General features: G+C 39.8%; 13 protein-coding genes and 1 pseudogene. 10 read left to right on the top strand and 4 right to left on the bottom strand.

Annotation, left to right across the window (positions count from 1 at the left end; genetic code table 11):
* Nucleotides 1–66 precede the first annotated feature (66 nt).
* From LP316_RS16105 to LP316_RS04135, 8 genes are all read left to right on the top strand, one after another.
* Nucleotides 67–576 carry a serine O-acetyltransferase gene (locus LP316_RS16105; protein ID WP_193022823.1) on the top strand — a complete coding sequence of 170 codons (510 nt, stop codon included), beginning with the start codon at nucleotides 67–69 and terminating at the stop codon, nucleotides 574–576.
* Nucleotides 577–1,719 (top strand): glycosyltransferase family 2 protein, encoded by a 1,143-nt coding sequence (locus LP316_RS04165; protein WP_193022822.1) that lies wholly within the window; start codon nucleotides 577–579, stop codon nucleotides 1,717–1,719. It abuts the gene before it with no gap.
* Nucleotides 1,719–2,888 (top strand): hypothetical protein, encoded by a 1,170-nt coding sequence (locus LP316_RS04160; protein ID WP_226960799.1) that lies wholly within the window; start codon nucleotides 1,719–1,721, stop codon nucleotides 2,886–2,888. The genes LP316_RS04165 and LP316_RS04160 overlap by 1 nt, the downstream gene beginning before the upstream one ends.
* A complete protein-coding gene (locus LP316_RS04155) occupies nucleotides 2,885–3,880 on the top strand; it encodes a polysaccharide deacetylase family protein (RefSeq protein WP_193022821.1) in 996 nt (331 codons plus the stop codon). The genes LP316_RS04160 and LP316_RS04155 overlap by 4 nt, the downstream gene beginning before the upstream one ends.
* Entirely contained in the window at nucleotides 3,864–5,036 is a 1,173-nt protein-coding gene (locus LP316_RS04150) for a hypothetical protein (RefSeq protein WP_193022820.1), read from the top strand. Before LP316_RS04155 ends, LP316_RS04150 begins: the two co-directional genes overlap by 17 nt.
* The gene (locus LP316_RS04145; protein WP_193022819.1) at nucleotides 5,033–6,730 is read left to right on the top strand and encodes an asparagine synthetase B family protein; all 1,698 of its coding nucleotides are present in this window, start codon (nucleotides 5,033–5,035) and stop codon (nucleotides 6,728–6,730) included. Before LP316_RS04150 ends, LP316_RS04145 begins: the two co-directional genes overlap by 4 nt.
* 85 nt (nucleotides 6,731–6,815) lie before the next feature.
* Nucleotides 6,816–7,844: a glycosyltransferase family 4 protein gene (locus tag LP316_RS04140; protein WP_193022818.1), complete on the top strand. Its 1,029-nt coding sequence runs from the start codon at nucleotides 6,816–6,818 to the stop codon at nucleotides 7,842–7,844.
* A 9-nt stretch (nucleotides 7,845–7,853) separates the two neighbouring features.
* Nucleotides 7,854–9,353, top strand: a complete 1,500-nt coding sequence (locus tag LP316_RS04135; RefSeq protein WP_193022817.1) for a polysaccharide biosynthesis C-terminal domain-containing protein — start codon at nucleotides 7,854–7,856, stop codon at nucleotides 9,351–9,353.
* Nucleotides 9,354–9,455: 102 nt separating this feature from the next.
* Here the strand turns inward: LP316_RS04135 and LP316_RS04130 are convergent, their stop codons facing one another.
* From LP316_RS04130 to LP316_RS04115, 4 genes are read right to left on the bottom strand one after another with little or no spacing between them, the layout of a single operon-like run.
* A complete protein-coding gene (locus tag LP316_RS04130; protein ID WP_193022816.1) occupies nucleotides 9,456–10,739 on the bottom strand; it encodes an O-antigen ligase family protein in 1,284 nt (427 codons plus the stop codon).
* A gap of 9 nt (nucleotides 10,740–10,748) precedes the next feature.
* Nucleotides 10,749–11,723, bottom strand: a complete 975-nt coding sequence (locus LP316_RS04125; protein WP_193022815.1) for an NAD-dependent epimerase/dehydratase family protein — start codon at nucleotides 11,721–11,723, stop codon at nucleotides 10,749–10,751.
* Nucleotides 11,723–12,787: a Gfo/Idh/MocA family protein gene (locus LP316_RS04120; protein ID WP_193022814.1), complete on the bottom strand. Its 1,065-nt coding sequence runs from the start codon at nucleotides 12,785–12,787 to the stop codon at nucleotides 11,723–11,725. Before LP316_RS04120 ends, LP316_RS04125 begins: the two co-directional genes overlap by 1 nt.
* A gap of 35 nt (nucleotides 12,788–12,822) precedes the next feature.
* A complete protein-coding gene (locus LP316_RS04115; RefSeq protein ID WP_193022813.1) occupies nucleotides 12,823–14,226 on the bottom strand; it encodes a TIGR03013 family XrtA/PEP-CTERM system glycosyltransferase in 1,404 nt (467 codons plus the stop codon).
* Nucleotides 14,227–14,479: 253 nt separating this feature from the next.
* Between LP316_RS04115 and LP316_RS04110 the strand changes: the two genes are divergently transcribed.
* Together LP316_RS04110 and LP316_RS16175 are read left to right on the top strand one after the other, a co-directional pair.
* Nucleotides 14,480–15,079, top strand: coding sequence for an XrtA/PEP-CTERM system exopolysaccharide export protein (locus LP316_RS04110; RefSeq protein ID WP_413470670.1), 600 nt, complete (start codon nucleotides 14,480–14,482; stop codon nucleotides 15,077–15,079).
* Between the two features lie 33 nt (nucleotides 15,080–15,112).
* Nucleotides 15,113–16,701: pseudogene (locus tag LP316_RS16175) on the top strand (XrtA system polysaccharide chain length determinant).

Raw genomic sequence — 16,701 nt, 5'->3', positions numbered from 1 at the left:
GTTAAATACTTTATCATCAATACTCTATTAACTTTTGTAACGTGTATTAACATAAACCATACGCTAATGAAAATAACTAAAGATTTAAGCCGAAAACAGGAGATATATAATAACGACGGAGCTAATGCTTCGATGTTAAAAGTGTTCCTTACAGATGGCACTTTAGCAAACGTTTTGTATCGTTTGGCATCCTTCTTCTCAAGATTTAAAATATTATTTCCACTCGCTTTTTTAAGTCAATGGCTCAATAAATTACTACACGGTTGCGTAATCGGTGTTAACAGTAAGTTTGATGATGGCTTTGTGCTAGCGCACCCAATTGGTGTTGTTATTAATTCAAAAGTTGTTGGGGGTAAAAATATTACCCTAGAGAGTAGCGTTGTCATCGGTGATGAAAAAGGTAAATCACCAACACTAGGTGATAATATATTCATTGGTGCAGGAGCAAAAATCATTGGCGGAATTAAGGTAGGTAACAATGTCAATATTGGTGCTAACGCCGTCGTTGTAAAAGACGTTCCAGACAATGTTACTGTCGTCGGGATACCCGCTAGAATTATTAAAAAGGATAGTTAAATGGTAATTGCTTTTATTGTTACCCTCTCATTGCTTGTATATTCATATTTTATCTATCCTTTGATCTTAAAGTTGATAGCAAAAGAGCAAAAACTTAGCCTAGAAACAAAAGCACCATTGCCAAGCGTAGAGGTAATTGTCGCCGCATATAACGAAGAGAGTTGTATCAAAGAAAGGTTAGAAAACCTACTTGCACAAGATTATCAAGGAAGTTTAAGGGTTTTAGTTGCATCAGACGGTAGTCAAGACAAAACCGGCGAGATTATCGAGAGCTTTGATGATCCAAGAATACAAGCTTACAATTTTGAAGTGAATCGCGGAAAAATTTCTGTATTGAATGATTTAGTAAGTAAAGCAACTGCCGACCTTTTAGTGTTTACCGATGCCAATACCCACTTTGAATCAAATGCCATAACCGTGTTAGCCCAAAGCATCACTGGAAATGTTGGTGCAGTCTGTGGAGAATTGCATTTGGAAACTGATGATGGCAATCAGAACTTAGATGGCTTTTACTGGAAATATGAACAATTCTTAAAGAAATCAGAGTCTTCACTTGGCTCCTTGTTAGGTGCCAATGGCGCAATATACGCGATTAAAAGAGAGCTCTATCAAGAGCTACCTGCCGATACAATCGTCGACGATTTTTGCATTGTAATGAACGTTAAAAAACAAGGCTTTGATGTCGTCTATAATGACCAAGCTATCGCTAGAGAAGAAGTCGCACCTTCGTTAAGCGAAGAATATGGGCGTCGCGTTCGAATTGGTACGGGGAATTACAAAGCATTCTTTGCAAATTTATGGGCACTTTCACCACTTCAAGGCACATTGTCTTGGTGTTATTGGTCACATAAAGTTATCCGTTGGTTTGGACCTCACCTTTTATTAATCTTGTTTTTAACCAACCTTGCTTTGATAGAGCAACCAATATTTCAAGCGCTGTTTTATTGCCAAATCATTTTTTATGTATTAGCCGTTTGGGGGCAAAAGCAAGCGAAGAAAAATAAAGAAGTACACAAGTTAGTTAAAATTATTAGCTTTTTTGTCTCGATGAATGTGGCATTAGGCCAAGGATTCATCAAATTTTGTCAAGGTAATTCATCAGGCGGCTGGAAACGAACAGCCCGAACAGGAGAAAACTCATAATGCTTGTGTCGATTATTGTTGTCGCAATTATCAGTGTTGCTTTTTATCGCGTACTAAAGCTCAAACACATGGAAAACTGGCTCTTGCCATACATAATTAGCATTTTAAAGCGTCCTAATGTAAAAGAAACCAAACACGTCTTATTTTGTTTCGTAGATCACTACGAGCCTCAGTGGCGCAACGATGATATTGAAGTTGAGCGTGCACGTGTTGATCGTTGGTGTAAAGATTACCGAGAAATGGCGAAGCAACACCAAGATGCTGACGGTGTTATGCCACAACATTCCTTTTTCTACCCTGAAGAAGAATATCGCTATGAACATTTAGCCAAGTTATCAGCTATGTGTCATGAAGGCTTTGGTGAAATCGAAATCCACTTGCATCATCACGACGATACCAAAGAAAACTTTATCAAAACGATAACCGATTTTGCTCACACTTTACATCACAAACACGGTGCTTTGCCTGTTGACCCGCATACCGGTGAAATCAAATATGCATTTATTCATGGCAACTGGGCACTTGATAACTCTCGTGCTGATGGTATGTATTGTGGCATCGACAACGAAATAAAAGCGTTAGCAGATACTGGCTGCTACGTTGACATGACGTTACCGTCATCACCAAGTGACACGCAAACATCTACAGTTAACAGTATTTATTATGCAACCGGTAAAGATGGCCAATGTAAGTCGCACGATAAAGGGGTAGAAGTTGAGGTTGGTAAGCCTCAACAAGGCGAACTAATGCTCATTCAAGGGCCAATTGGTATTAACTATAAATGGCGTAACGCTAAAGGTATTCCTCACATAGAAAATGCTGATGTCCGCAAAAAAGTACCGCCAATTAAAAGTCGTATTGATCACTGGGTAAAAAGCCATATCCACGTCAAAGGCCGACCAGAATGGATATTCATCAAAGTACATACACACGGTACACAAGAAGAAGATATGGATACCTTGCTTGGGCAACCTAGACATGACATGCACAGCTATTTAGAAGAAAAATATAATGACGGTACAAACTACGTTTTACATTATGTTTCTGCTCGTGAAATGTACAATATTGCTAAAGCTGCTGAAGCTGGTAAATCGGGAAATCCAAATCAGTACCGAGATTTTTACTTTGCAAAACCCACTTTTAAACCACTAACACCTGAGTCAGTATGAGCTTAAAGGCAAAAGCAAAAAAACTATTCTTTGTTCTAGCCGATGTATTTGGGTTAATTGAAAAACGCTGGCGCAATCTTGAGCCCGGCGTTTATATCTTCAACTACCACAGAATTGGTGAGTCGCAAAAGACATTATTTGACCGAGCAATTTTCTCTTGCGATGCCGCCTCATTCGAAAAACAAGTAGTTGATATAAAGAATAATTTTACGCTTATAACAACTAAAGAGTTGGCTGAGTTATACGAAAAGAATCAGTCTTTCGATAAACGTTATGCACTTATTACCTTCGACGATGGCTATATCGATAATTATACTGACGCATTTCCAATCCTCAAAAAGCACCAAATTAACGCAACTTTCTTCCTCACGACTAATTTTGTTGATAGTAACACGATTCCCTGGTGGGATCAGGTTGCCTTTATTCTGCGTCATGCTATCGGCAAAAAATATCAGGTACCAGGTACCGACAAACTATTTAAGCTAGCCAATCACGATATAGATCGCACTATTAGGCAAATAATGTTTTACATAAAGCAAAGCAAAGCCTTTAGTACTTCCGAAATGTTGGCCGATATTAAACAACGCTTTCCCTCTGCTAATGATTTATTAAACCAGCAGCATCCTAACTTGTTCTTAAATTGGACAATGGCCAAAGAGATGCACGATAACGGTATGACCATTGGCTCACACACATTGAATCACTTCATTCTTGCGCAGCTCAACGAAGCAGGCCAGAGAGAAGAAATCGAGCGCTCTAAAACGTTAATAGAAGAAAGGCTAAATACCACAATAGAGACAATTGCTTACCCTGTCGGACGGCACTATTGTTTTAATGATACCTCAGTCGAAATCGTAAAGAATTGCAACTACAAAATTGGCTTCAGTAACGAGCCGGGGATTAACCAGTTTACGCATTGTCGATATAAGCTATATCGCTATAGCGTTGCTACGTCTTCAGTAAAAGAGCTACGCTATGACATTGGACTATAAGCCGTCTGCATTGGTTTTAGCCACAGGACCTAATGGCTTAGGTGCGATTCGCAGCCTTGCATTAGAAGGCGTTGTTGTTGATGTTATTGCAAATCGTCAACATGATCCCGTATTAGCTTCAAGGTTAATACGCAGAAGTACTTGCTTAAGTTCTAGTGATCACGAGCAAGAACTGATTCATTTAATAGCTCAATGGCAAATGGAAGATTTTGTCATTATTCCTTGCTCGGATTGGTATGTCGATGTGCTAGTTCGCCATCAGCACATGTTGCCAAACCATGCTAAAGTGGTTTTACCTGCTGACGACCTTTCTTCTAAGCTGATCGACAAGCGCGAAGAAGTTAATTTAATAGCAAACTACGCCAATTTACCTAAATCAGTGACGCAACTACCTACTCACGCCAATGAGCTATTAACACAACTTACCTTGCCTATCATCATTAAACCCAGATCAAACGAGTTAAATAAACTAGGTAGAAAAAATCTACAGCTTTACACACAAGAACAAGTAATAGTCTTTTATCAGCAATTTAGTGATGTGCTCGATTATTGTATTGCTCAGGAAATTATCGAGGGCGAAGACAGTAATCTTTGGGTGTGTAATTGCACTTTCGACATGGAAGGAAACTTGATTAATCGCTTCACTTTTCAACGGCTACAACTTGCGCCACCACATTTTGGGGTAACTAGCTATGCAGTTAGCCAAGAAAATACAGACATTATCGCGCAAGTTAAAAAAGTGGGTAAAGCACTAAATTACCGTGGCCCAGCAATGTTTGAATTCAAATATTGCAACGCGAGAAAACGCTATTTTTACATTGAGGTTAACCCGAGATTAGGGCTGTGCAATTATTTTGATACCCGATGTGGCAAAAATAACGTTTATGCCACTTACTGCGTCGCAACAGGTCTTCCTTTTGAAGAGCAACCACAACGCAACAACATTATGTTTGTTAGCCTGTTTGAGGATATTTATTCTCGCCGTAAAGATGGGCAAAGCATTGTTCAAATACTGACAACATATATAAAAAACATGCTAAAGCCACACTACTTTATTTACTTTGCATTTCGTGATCCTGCGCCATGGTGGCATATGACTAGCGCTCAAAGTAAGGCAATATTGAGCAATTTATTCAAGAAACTGAGGGTTAGATGACATCTTTTGCGCTTTCATTCAATCAAGACAATCAGCTAATATCAGTTACAACCAAACAATCTCAAATAGATGTTGAAGGTAATACCAGCGATATAATCACAGCACTAGACAAGCTCTGCATTAATTACACAAAGCTCGAAGGTGATGCACTGCTCATCTGGGATGGCAAACCGATAGGTATATCGCATAGTGATATCACACAAGCGTTAAAAGCGGGTAATTATAAGCCATTACACCAAACAGACGGCCACTTCAGTTTTTGCCTTATCGAATCGTCAAACGTGTATTTTGCCAATGATAGATTTGGCGCTAAAACCTGGTATTGGCAACGCCAAGATAACACATTGTTGATCTCAACAGCACAGCAGCTCCAACCTATCGACAACAAAGCTTTTAATACGCTAAGTGAGCGCGAGTGTTTTAAGTATCGTTGGATTACACAACAACGTACCTTACACCAAAGCATTGACAAGCTGCGCTATGCTAGTGTGGCGACTTTAAATAAACTCTCAATAAATCAGCAAGCTTATTTTGAATTGCCAAGACCGAATTATCGCAATGATGCTCGCCAATTACTCGTCGAGAAAACCCAAGCCGCACTGCAAGGCTCACTGGATAAAGCAAGTTTAGAATATTCATGCGTTGCGGTATTTTTGAGTGGTGGGGTAGATTCTTCCATTCTGGCTGCTTTATCGCAAAAAACATTCAAGAAAATATATGTGATTACCCCTGTCTTTGAGTTTGGCGAAAACCCCGAGCTAGCAACAGCAAAGCACTTTGCTCAAGTACTTAATATCGAGCCTATATTAGTATCAATTAAAGAGTCTGATTTAATAGCTGATCTCAAGCAGCTGATTGAAATAAAACGCGAACCACTGCGCCATTACAGTTCATTGGCATTGATGGCGATGATGCGAGCAGTACCTAACGATGCTCAAGCGGTGGTATATGGCGAGGCGGCTGACACCTTATTTGGCTCAAATGGCATGAAACGACTGACCATTCATAGCAAATGGCATAGTCGATTAAAAAACATGCCCAATTTTGCATTAAGTCTTCTTCGACTCATTAAGCCTGAAAAAGCCAAGTTATTAAAAAGTATTAAAAGCAAGCGTATCCTTGATATCTTTAGCCAGCTGACCGAAATTCAATATTCGGCAAGCTCAAAGCAGATTATCGCTGAGTATTTAAATACCGATGACCTTGAAGTACATGCCATACTCAAAGAGCCGGAAGCTATTACAAGCAACTTGAGGTTTAGTGCACAGAAAATGATCATTGCCAGTGATGTTCAAAAGCACTTTGAAGAAATGGAGTATATTGCCTCGCTATTTAACAAAGCGGTTATATCGCCGTTTTTTGATACTGAAGTAATTAAGATTTCAAGTGAGCTATCTGATACTAATTTTTTTGGCGAAAGCCATGTTAAACCGGTATTAAGAGAACTCGCTTGCCAGTATTTTCCAAGAGAGACTATCTATCAAAAGAAATATGGCTTTCCAGTACCAATGATACGCTGGCTTGAAGAACCTTTAAAAGAACTTGTCGAAGCGGTGTACCATGAGGCAAAGTTGTTTGATGGCCAGGCTGTCAGACGGCTCGAAATAACAAAGGATTACGAGCTAGTATGGTTTTTTATCAACTGGCAACTGTTGCACCAACACCTTGAACACATAGCACAGATTAAATCTTGATTTTCGCTTACAGTGTCAGTTGATTTTGATATATTAACAAGCTGATTACACTTAGCTATAACCCCCTGTTCACAAGTAGGACTAAATGAAAATATTGCACGTAGTGAGTAGTTTGCAAGTCGGCGGCGCAGAGCGATTTGTGATTGATTTAGCAACGGCTCAACAAAGTGAACATCAATGTCAGATTGGCATTCTATCCATGGGAAATGAAGCTGACCCGCTTGTTTCAACCGTTTCATCATCTGGTTTTGAGCTCTTCCATGCCGTTGGTTTAAAATCGCTGAGACAAATCTTCAAGCAATTCGATATCATTCACATTCACACCTCCCACGCCTTATTAAGATCATTAATTGCGTGTATAGGCCTAAACAAAACACTGATCTACACTCGCCACAATGAGCTTGTCCATAGCACATTGAAATGGCGCATGACATACACGCTTGCCAAGCAGATGCTGCACAGAATGATTTTTGTTTCTGATAATGCCAGAGATAAGTACTTAAAAACCTATCCAAGCTTTGAGTTGCAAACTTGCACTATTTTAAATGGCGTGCTGCCTATGTCGAATATAAAAAGCGAGAGTAATAGATTTAGATTGAGTCATGTTGGCCGTTTTGTGCCATTAAAAGCCCAACATGTGCTGATAGAAGCAGTAGCAAAACTACCTAAGTCGTTACAAGATAAAGTATCGATCAACTTCTATGGCACTGGCGATTTGATGAGCCACAATCAACAATTAGCTGATGAGTTAATCCCTGGAATACCCTGCCACTTTCACGGTTTTGTTACCAACAGAGAGGTAATTTATCAAGCGACCGATGCATTAGTGGTGACGTCAGAAACCGAAGGACTGTCACTGGCAATACTCGAAGCGCTAGCTAGCTCGACACCGGTTATAGCTTCACATGTGGGTGGTAATCCGGAGCTTGTTCACGATGGCGAAAATGGTCTGCTTTATCCATTTTCAGATAGTGAAAAACTCGCTGAGCAAATCGAGAATTTAATGACCGATCAATCGCAATATAAACGCTTTGCATCAAAATCATTAACACTATACCAAAATGGCTTTTCAATGAGTTCATGTGCTGCGAAATACATCCAGCAGTACCAGTAGAGTAAATAGATGAGAACATCACTTCAAGCTGCAATGGCAGCGATTAACTTATACAGCGAGTATTTTCTCAGCTTAATTATTTCGATGACGATAGCTCGTAGTTTATCAACAGAAGATTACGGCCTTTATTCAACGATTATTTGGCTGGCTGCGATAGGAACCATAGCGATTAATGCTGGCGTAACTATCAATATTACAAAATTTATTGCTGAATTTAATTTTAAAGACGCTACCAAACTGCCAGCGGTTATGGCGTATTTTCGCAACGTTCAACTCCAACGCGTTGCTATAGTGAGCATAGTCTTATTTGGCTTAGTCTTTTTCGGTTTAGTCGCTGACACCATTCCACTGTTTCTCAGTGCTGTTTTAATTATTTGTATTATCATCAAAGCGGACTATATGTTTCGCGTATCCGCGTTTAAAGGATTAAAGCGCTTTGATATTATTGCCAAAACTAGCTTAATCGCTAATCCGTTTAACATTATCGCGGTTTTAATATGTGCTTATATTGCGCCTAGTTTAATTAACTTCGTCATTGTCTTTTGTTTAACTTCGTTAATATATGGCTTAAGTACTCGTATTTTTAATCACCACTTACCAAAACCGCTAGCCAATCAAGTATTTATTGATGAGCACAAATCACGTCTCGCCACCCAACTAATATCATCAACTATTATTGTGTTTTTAGGTGCGCTTATCTTTAAACAAAGCCAAGTGTTCGTGTTAGAGCGCAATGATTTGCTATCAGAAGCCGGATTTTTTAATATCGCCTTCATTCTCGCAACGGCAGCAACAACACTTGTACCTGGAATTTACCAAGAAATACTCCTACCCAAAATTACCGAAGCGGTTCAAGCCGGCAAAGTAGAAAGCCAAGTGGGTCAAGCGGAACGTTACCTGCTGATCCTATCATTACTGATAGCGATACCAGTCGTTAACTATGCCGATGAAATCATTTTATTATTGTTTGGCGAAAGGTATTTACCTGCGGTGCTACCACTACAAATTTTAGCGCTTGCGAAAGTTATTCACACTATGGCTCAAGGGGCAAACCTTACACTCATTAGCAGTGACAAACAGCAGAGCATGGCCAAAACCCACATTTTCTTATTTGCTGTAGCATTTGCCCTAAGTTTAGCGCTTGTACCGCAATATGGCCTCTATGGCGCACTTGCGACCTATGTTTCTATTATTTCGCTTTTATTTATCATCTATACCCAGCTAGCTAAAAAAGCTGGCTACAAAATGATCAAAGCATCGATCACTGCTAAAATCGTTTTTATTTCATTGTTAAGTGCGATTCCTATGTTAGCCGTAGATATGATAATAGATGGCTTTTTAGGCGCGATATTTGGCGGGTTGATATTCGCAGCGACCTACCTAAATGTATTATTTATTGCTAAGGGGTTTGACAATGCAGTTTGTAGCTTACTTAACCAATTAGCTAAGAAACTGCCTAATGCGATAGGTAATTACGTGCAATGGGGTGTTAAAAGGTACTCAAGGTAACACTCAAAAGTCACTTGTGTAACCTTGATACCTTAAATACAAAACAGTCAGGCTAGCTCCCACCAAAACATTTAAAGAGAGCTAGCTAACGATTAGAGTGCGCTAGATTAGTAGCCTGAAACCAATATTAATACCTATCAACACACAAAATGACATGATCGCAAGGTTGGTAAACATCTTTTTATCTAGCGCTATTTGATAATTGCTATGTTGATTTAGCCAAAAAATTGTCCCTAAAGAAATCGCACAAACGATATACAGCGGGACAAATGTCAATCGACTCAAAAAGACCACCGCTACAGAAAAGCCTAATAAGCTATAAAGCATGGTCCGAGACATAATTTGATAACGGGTAAACTGCTCGACAATCTGCTTATCGTCTTTGAATTCCTCACGGAGCTCTAGGCTATCGTTATAGCCAACCTTATAGAGCATAAATAAAATAGAGAATAGAAAAGTAAACCAAACAATAAAGCCCGTTATCCCTAACTCGCTCCAGCACAATACATAAGTACTATGGGCTGTCAGGTGATGATGCTCCAAAAAGTTACCTAAGCCAACACCAAAAATCGGACTACTTTTGAGCATCACACTGCCGGCATACCAAGCATCTAACCGCGAATACGCTGACTCCTCACTGGCGCTGAATCCTCGACCACCTGTGTTAAGTAATAACAACACAGGGACAATTGCAGCCACTCCCATATAGGCAACAATCTTTCCGTATCTGCGCCACATATAAAAACCAATCATCGAGATAAGTGTCAATATAGCGCCCCGAGAATTTGTCAGGCCGATACCGTACACCAAATAGCAAATAGCACATAACGCAAGAAACTTTTTCGCTGCGCCGCCACATTGATAAAAATAAAACAACAAGGGTATTGCCATAACTAGCAATAAACCTGTGTCATTAGGATCATTAAAAATACCAACGTAACGAATTCTCAGCTCACCATGCTGATTCAAAATAGGGTTGTTCGCCCAGCCTAATCCATTAGGATCCGCTAGTTGCCCTTGGCCATTGAATACAGCTAGCATGGCAGCCACGATAACCGTATAGAACACCATTTCCTTAGTACTGAGTTTCTGAGCTAGGCCAAACATGATCAGGAAAGGGAGCAATACTGTCGTTAGTAATTTGAGAAAGTCAGCTATGGCACCACTTAACCAAAAATTTAAAAGCTCTGAAATAAACCCGATACAACAAAAAACAAACAGTAATAATAAATGTTTGTTTTTAATTACATTTGGTTGAAACAATGCAAAAAAACCACCAAACAGGCCTGCTATCATCACAACAGGCACAGTCATCAATGGTTCATACCAATCTTGCGGCCTGATAAAAACTAAAAAGGTAAAAACTATGGCAAGTAGCGTTGTCAAAATACGTCCTTAATCTTTAGAACTCAGCACCTGCTCTAAGCTTATGACTGGTTTCCAGCCTAGTATGTTCTTGATTTTTTCATTACTAAATTCAAATGGCGTATACATTGTTTTAGCTCGATACGGGCTAAAAATGTTTGGAAAATTTCCACCTGATTTTTTGTGGATCCACTCCGCTATTCTGCCACCAAATAAATAGAGGCTTAGCGGTATTTTAATTTTGTTCTTAATTTTAGGAAAATGACGCTCGTAAAGTTTAATCGCTTCAGTTTGCTTTGGCGTTTCGTCAACTAGGTTGAAAACTTCACCCGTTGCATCAGGGTTATCTACAGATAAAGCGACGGCCAAGGCACAATTTTTGACATGTACGAAAGGCACTTTTGCGCTGCCACCAACAATTAGGAAAAATGGCATGCCCGGTAATGCAAAACCAACCCGAGGAGAAAACATATCTTTTTCATCACTGTAGATTACACCTGGGCGATGAATAACAAGCTCAATACCTAGCGCATTACAGCGCTCCACACACAGCATTTCTTGATAATACTTGACCCAAGAATATGGATCGCGCCACTCTGGATGAGGCTCTACAGGGGTGTTTTCATCAACAACAGAGCCCTTGCTACACAGTGAGGTTCCATATAGTGAAAATGAACTGATAAAAACAAGGCGTTTAGTACCTAATCGCTCCATTTCATCTAATAAAATTTCAGTTGAAACGACAGTTTCGTTGAACATGCCCATTGGGCTGCCCGACTTAGAGGCTGCAATGTGAACAACGGTATCAACGCCTGATAGTGCATTAGCAACAACGCCTTGGTCGTTCAAACTACCGCGCATTATCTCAACATCAAGTGATTCTAGGCCATTGGTTGAGCTACCCTCACGAACTAAACAACGAATGCCTGTTTGCCCTTGGCCAAGCATTGCCTTTACTGTTTCACTACCTAAAAAGCCATTTGCTCCAGTGACTAAAATACTCATTATTTATCTCCCGGAGCGGTAATTTGGGCGTTAATTGCATCAATAATATCTGAAGTGCGCTGCAGCTCGTCATAAGGTACTGGTGGTTTACCCTTGGTTTCGATCGCTTGATAGAAATCATCAATTAGTCGACGCATATCGGAAAAGAACGTTTCTTTGCCCGTCCAAAACGCCATAAAATTTGTTCTAAACTGCTTGGCTAATGATTTTGCTTTTGTGCGAACATTTAAACTCAGCCCCAAACCACCTGGCAATGATTGACTTTTATCTTCGAGTAAAAAGTGCTCTGTTAAATTCAGATTGACCGTGCTTTGGCTACCAAAATAACGCACTAAAAACTGCACAGGACGTGCGCCTGAAATAAAGTTAACCGATGCGGTAATCTTATTTTTCTTATCAAATATTTGCACCCTTAATTCATCATTAATAATGCCATTATTACTTTTATCAAAAGCAATCGCTGATATGTCTAAATCATCACTCAAATATGGGGCAATCATCGCAATCGGGTGAGAAATATTATTTTGGAAAATTTGTCCAGGTAGTTTAGCTATCCAATGATCTGGGTTTGAAATGACCATTTTACCAAATGGCCCTTCGAGGTTATATCCAAAGACCGCATCGATATGAACCATCTCACCAAAGTGCTCTTTATTATTGACAATATCAAAAGTAGATAAGGTTTCATGAGAGCGCAATCGATGTGTTCCTGGGCACACCATTAAGTCTTTCTGCTGTGCAAGCACCAACAACTCTTTGGTTTCTTGTGCCGTTAACGTTAGTGGTTTTTCAATATATACGTGACAATTAGCTTCAAGCGACTTTTGAGCAATAAAAAAGTGAGAACCGGGCGGAGTTGTAATGTGCACAACATCAAGCTCCTCGTTCTCAAGCATTTCTTCCAAAGCTGTATAAGTGCTTTTGATGTTATATTTCTCTGCCAACGCCCAAGTTGGTGTTCTTCTTAAATCACAAAGTGCGACGACTTCCGCGCCCTTGATTTTCTGAATTTCTTCAATATGTGCTTCAGCGATTTGACCAGCACCTACAATACAAACTTTCAATGGATACTTCCTGTCTTAATTACAACCAGTGAGGATTATCGTCCCTTACCAAATAATACAATTTCGACTGTGCGAATCAGAATCAGCAAATCGAGTAAAAAACTGCGGTGCTTTATGTAGTAAAGATCGTATTTTAACTTTTCTAATGAATCTTCTTCTGTAGAGCCATACGGGTACTTGAGTTGTGCCCAACCTGTTAACCCCGGCTTAACATTGTGACGCTCATTGTAATATGGGATATTCTTAATTAAGCCTTGCACGAATTCTGGTCGCTCTGGGCGAGGGCCAACAAACCCCATATCGCCACGCATTACATTATAAATTTGCGGTAACTCATCAATCCGATATTTGCGAATGAATTTACCAATTTTAGTTGTCCGATCGTCATTTTCACTGGCCATTTGCGCGCCGTGTTTTTCCGCATCAACCCGCATACTTCTAAACTTTATAATGTTAAACGCCTGTCCATCTAACCCCACACGTTCTTGGAGGTAAAAAATCGGCGCCTTCATGCCTTCGTCTAACTTGATTAAAATGGCCGTGATTAGCATGATCGGCCAGACAAAGATGAATAAGAAAAAAGCCATACTTGCGTTAAAAATCCAATCGAGCGTATTGCGCAAGTAATTCGTTGAAGCAAAGCCATTGGAGTATATGACCCAACTAGGATAGATTAAATTAACCGCTATTTGGCCTGTTTCACGTTCAATAAAATCTAAAATTTCGGTAATTTCCACGCCGCGTATTTTACAGGCAAAGAGTTCATCAACCGGCAGATTGTTTCGACGTTCATCATTGGCCACGACAATTTCGTCAATTTCATGTTCAAGAGCATAAGACACCAAAGAGTCTTCTAAGAGAATTTTGGTCTCATGACGAATACCATCTTCAATATCGCCATTCATAATAATAAAGCCGTGGATATTAAAGCCTTGTCGGTCAACATCGCGGCGCATACGCTTTTCGATAATTGACGCTCGCTCACCTGAGCCAAGTACCAGTACTTTTCGCTTATTAAAGCCAAAAAAGTCAACTTTAAAGGTAAAAGCGCGCAAAATTCCCACAGCGATAAAGCTAACAAAAGACGCTATTGCTAGCACTTCGACAGGCAGTGAGTTATCTCCATAAAATGGGTTGATAATAGTGACGATAAAGAAACCAATGGCGACCGACACTAAGACTCGTCGCAAAACCCCACGAAAACTTTCTCTAAGTTTAGAGTTATACAAACCCAGCGCTAGAGAAGATAATTGCACAATGAGCGAAAAAACGAGCGCATATATAATAATTACGTTAGTCGGCACATCTTTGTGTGTAACAAAATTTAGCTTGTCATTTATATAAATAGAGCTAACTAGTGCACCGGCAAAAATGAGTAATTCTAATAAAACTAAAGACTTACTACCTGTAGATACATCTCTAAACTTGGGGCTAGCCATCTGAGAACTGTCTTCCTATGCGTGATACTTACATTTCCTAGCTGAATATTAGAATTGATTGCATACAAAATGTAAAGGTAACAGCGCATTTTACTCGAAAATTTAATAACAAACGATTAACATGATTAATTAAGTGCAACGTATATAAAAATAAAATACAATCTGTTACGTTATTGAAAAAATCGTAATAATAATGTTGAAACAGGTCGTTACCATGGAAAAACGTATAACTAAAACCCTCAATGCACTTGTAATGCTAATGGTTACAGTTCTGTTTGCAGGCTGCAGCAGTAACTCAACATTACCAAGCGCCACTTTACACCCTTCAGCCACCAACAATGTGACCGACTATAAATATCTCATTGGTCCTGGTGACGTGCTAAACATTTTTGTTTGGCGAAACCCAGAAGTATCAGGCACATTTGTTGTCCGCCCTGATGGCATGATAACAACTTCACTTGTTGAAGATATCAAAGTATCGGGCAAAACACCGTCAGAATTAGCCCGTTCAATCGAACAAACCTTATCAACTTATTTACGCGACCCGATTGTCACCGTGACGGTAAATAACTTTGTTGGGCCATTTAGCGAGCAAATTCGGGTTATCGGTGAAGCAACCGAGCCTCAGTCAATTAGCTACACCCAAAACATGACCCTACTCGATGTCATGATCAAAGTGGGTGGCTTAACAGAGTTTGCTGATGGTAACGATGCGGTCTTAGTACGCATTGAAAACGGTGTTCAAAAGCAATACGACATCGCAATCGAAGACTTAATTAAAAATGGGGATATTTCAGCCAATGTTGATGTGCTACCTGGCGATATTATCGTTATCCCTGAAACATGGTTTTAATTTTTCCTAGTAGCGAGTAGTTAGAGGTCAGGAATGCAAGAGCTGTTTGAGCAGGTTATTGATTATCTCAAAGGGATATGGATAAAGCGACGTTACATCATGGTTGCCACTTGGATTATATGTCCAATTGGTTGGTCGATAACGGCAATTTTAGATGATGTTTACGAGTCTGAGGCTCGAGTATATGCGGATACTCAGTCGATACTGCGACCATTGTTAAAAGGTATGACAGTGGAAACCAACCCAGATGAGCAAATTCAATTAATGGTGAAAACACTACTAAGTCGTCCAAACTTAGAGCGCATTTCTCGCATGACTGATCTCGACGTACAAGCAAATACTCCAAAAGAGTACGAAGAGCTAATTGATGATTTAAAAAAAGACATTTACATCAAAAAAACCGGTGGCCGTAGAGAAAATATTTTTACCATTTCTTATCGCAACAAAGACCCGGAAATGGCGAGAAATGTTGTTCAATCAGCACTAACGGTGTTTATTGAAAATACACTCGGTGAAAATCGCAGTGATTCTGACGCTGCACAAAAATTCCTCGATGTCCAAATCAAAGAATATGAATCTCGCTTACTAGCCGCAGAAGAGCGCCTTACCGACTTCAAACAAAAATACAGTAATGTATTACCAGACCAAACGGGGGTTACTACCAAAAGCTTAGTTCAACGAAAGAGCAACTGCGTAATATTGAACTAGAACTCCTAGAGGCTAAAACACAGCTTAGCTCTGCAAGACAGCAGTTGGTAATAACCCCTCAAAATGAAGTGAATCCAGACAATTCAGTTAAAAGCTCAGCCATTGAAACAACTTTTGATGGCCGCATAGCTGAGCTTGAAGCAAGTTTAGACTTGCTAAATTTGAAGTATACCGACAAGCACCCTGAAGTGATCGAAGTCAGTCGTCGTCTTGAGCATTTAAAGCAACAAAGAGCCAAAGAGATAAACGAGTTTTTATCTGCGCAAAAAGACTCGACGCAATCAACGTCAGTGTTTAGTCAAAACCCAGTAATTCAAGAAGTGCAAATCCAAGTAAACACCCTTGAAACCAAAGTAGCTTCTTTAGAGGTTCGAGCTGAAAGCTATCGAAATCAAGTTGCAGAGTTAGAAAACAAAATTCACACCCTGCCAGAAATTGAAGCAGAGCTTACGGCATTAAATCGCGGTTATGAAATCACCAAGAAAAAATATGAAGAACTTTTGATTCGCAAAGAAACAGCCTCGTTAGCGAAACAAGCCGATGAAACCACTAACAAGATTCAATTTCGCGTCATTGATCCTCCTCGCACAGGCTCAGAGCCAGTTGGCCCGAAGCGTTTATTGCTATACTTGGTGGTAACCGTTTTTGGCTTTGGTGTTGGCATTGGCTTATCGTTGTTATTTAGCCAACTCAACCCGGTAGTAACGTCAAGTACACAAGTATCTAAAGCGACAGGTATTCCGGTGTTTGGTATTGTTTCAGCAACAGAAAACTTAGGCTTACAGCAATGGCATAAGAAGAAAACTTGGATTTTCATCTTATCTAATACCTTGTTGATCACCCTGCTATGCTTCTTTGTCGCTTATTCTCTATTTCCAGAAGTCATTCAGGCTCCAATTAAAAGGCTTTTTTAA

This window comes from Thalassotalea sp. LPB0316 (assembly GCF_014898095.1).
Lineage (GTDB): Bacteria > Pseudomonadota > Gammaproteobacteria > Enterobacterales > Alteromonadaceae > Thalassotalea_G.
Note: the sequence above shows the minus strand (reverse complement) of the source record. Positions and strands in the feature narration are given on the sequence as shown.

What these genes read in the sequence shown, in the direction of transcription:
- LP316_RS16105 (WP_193022823.1), top strand. Translation starts at nt 67, where the DNA reads ATGAAAATAACTAAAGATTTAAGCCGAAAACAGGAGATATATAATAAC.
- LP316_RS04165 (WP_193022822.1), top strand. Translation starts at nt 577, where the DNA reads ATGGTAATTGCTTTTATTGTTACCCTCTCATTGCTTGTATATTCATAT.
- LP316_RS04160 (WP_226960799.1), top strand. Translation starts at nt 1,719, where the DNA reads ATGCTTGTGTCGATTATTGTTGTCGCAATTATCAGTGTTGCTTTTTAT.
- LP316_RS04155 (WP_193022821.1), top strand. Translation starts at nt 2,885, where the DNA reads ATGAGCTTAAAGGCAAAAGCAAAAAAACTATTCTTTGTTCTAGCCGAT.
- LP316_RS04150 (WP_193022820.1), top strand. Translation starts at nt 3,864, where the DNA reads ATGACATTGGACTATAAGCCGTCTGCATTGGTTTTAGCCACAGGACCT.
- LP316_RS04145 (WP_193022819.1), top strand. Translation starts at nt 5,033, where the DNA reads ATGACATCTTTTGCGCTTTCATTCAATCAAGACAATCAGCTAATATCA.
- LP316_RS04140 (WP_193022818.1), top strand. Translation starts at nt 6,816, where the DNA reads ATGAAAATATTGCACGTAGTGAGTAGTTTGCAAGTCGGCGGCGCAGAG.
- LP316_RS04135 (WP_193022817.1), top strand. Translation starts at nt 7,854, where the DNA reads ATGAGAACATCACTTCAAGCTGCAATGGCAGCGATTAACTTATACAGC.
- LP316_RS04125 (WP_193022815.1), bottom strand. Translation starts at nt 11,723, where the DNA reads ATGAGTATTTTAGTCACTGGAGCAAATGGCTTTTTAGGTAGTGAAACA.
- LP316_RS04115 (WP_193022813.1), bottom strand. Translation starts at nt 14,226, where the DNA reads ATGGCTAGCCCCAAGTTTAGAGATGTATCTACAGGTAGTAAGTCTTTA.
- LP316_RS04110 (WP_413470670.1), top strand. Translation starts at nt 14,480, where the DNA reads ATGCTAATGGTTACAGTTCTGTTTGCAGGCTGCAGCAGTAACTCAACA.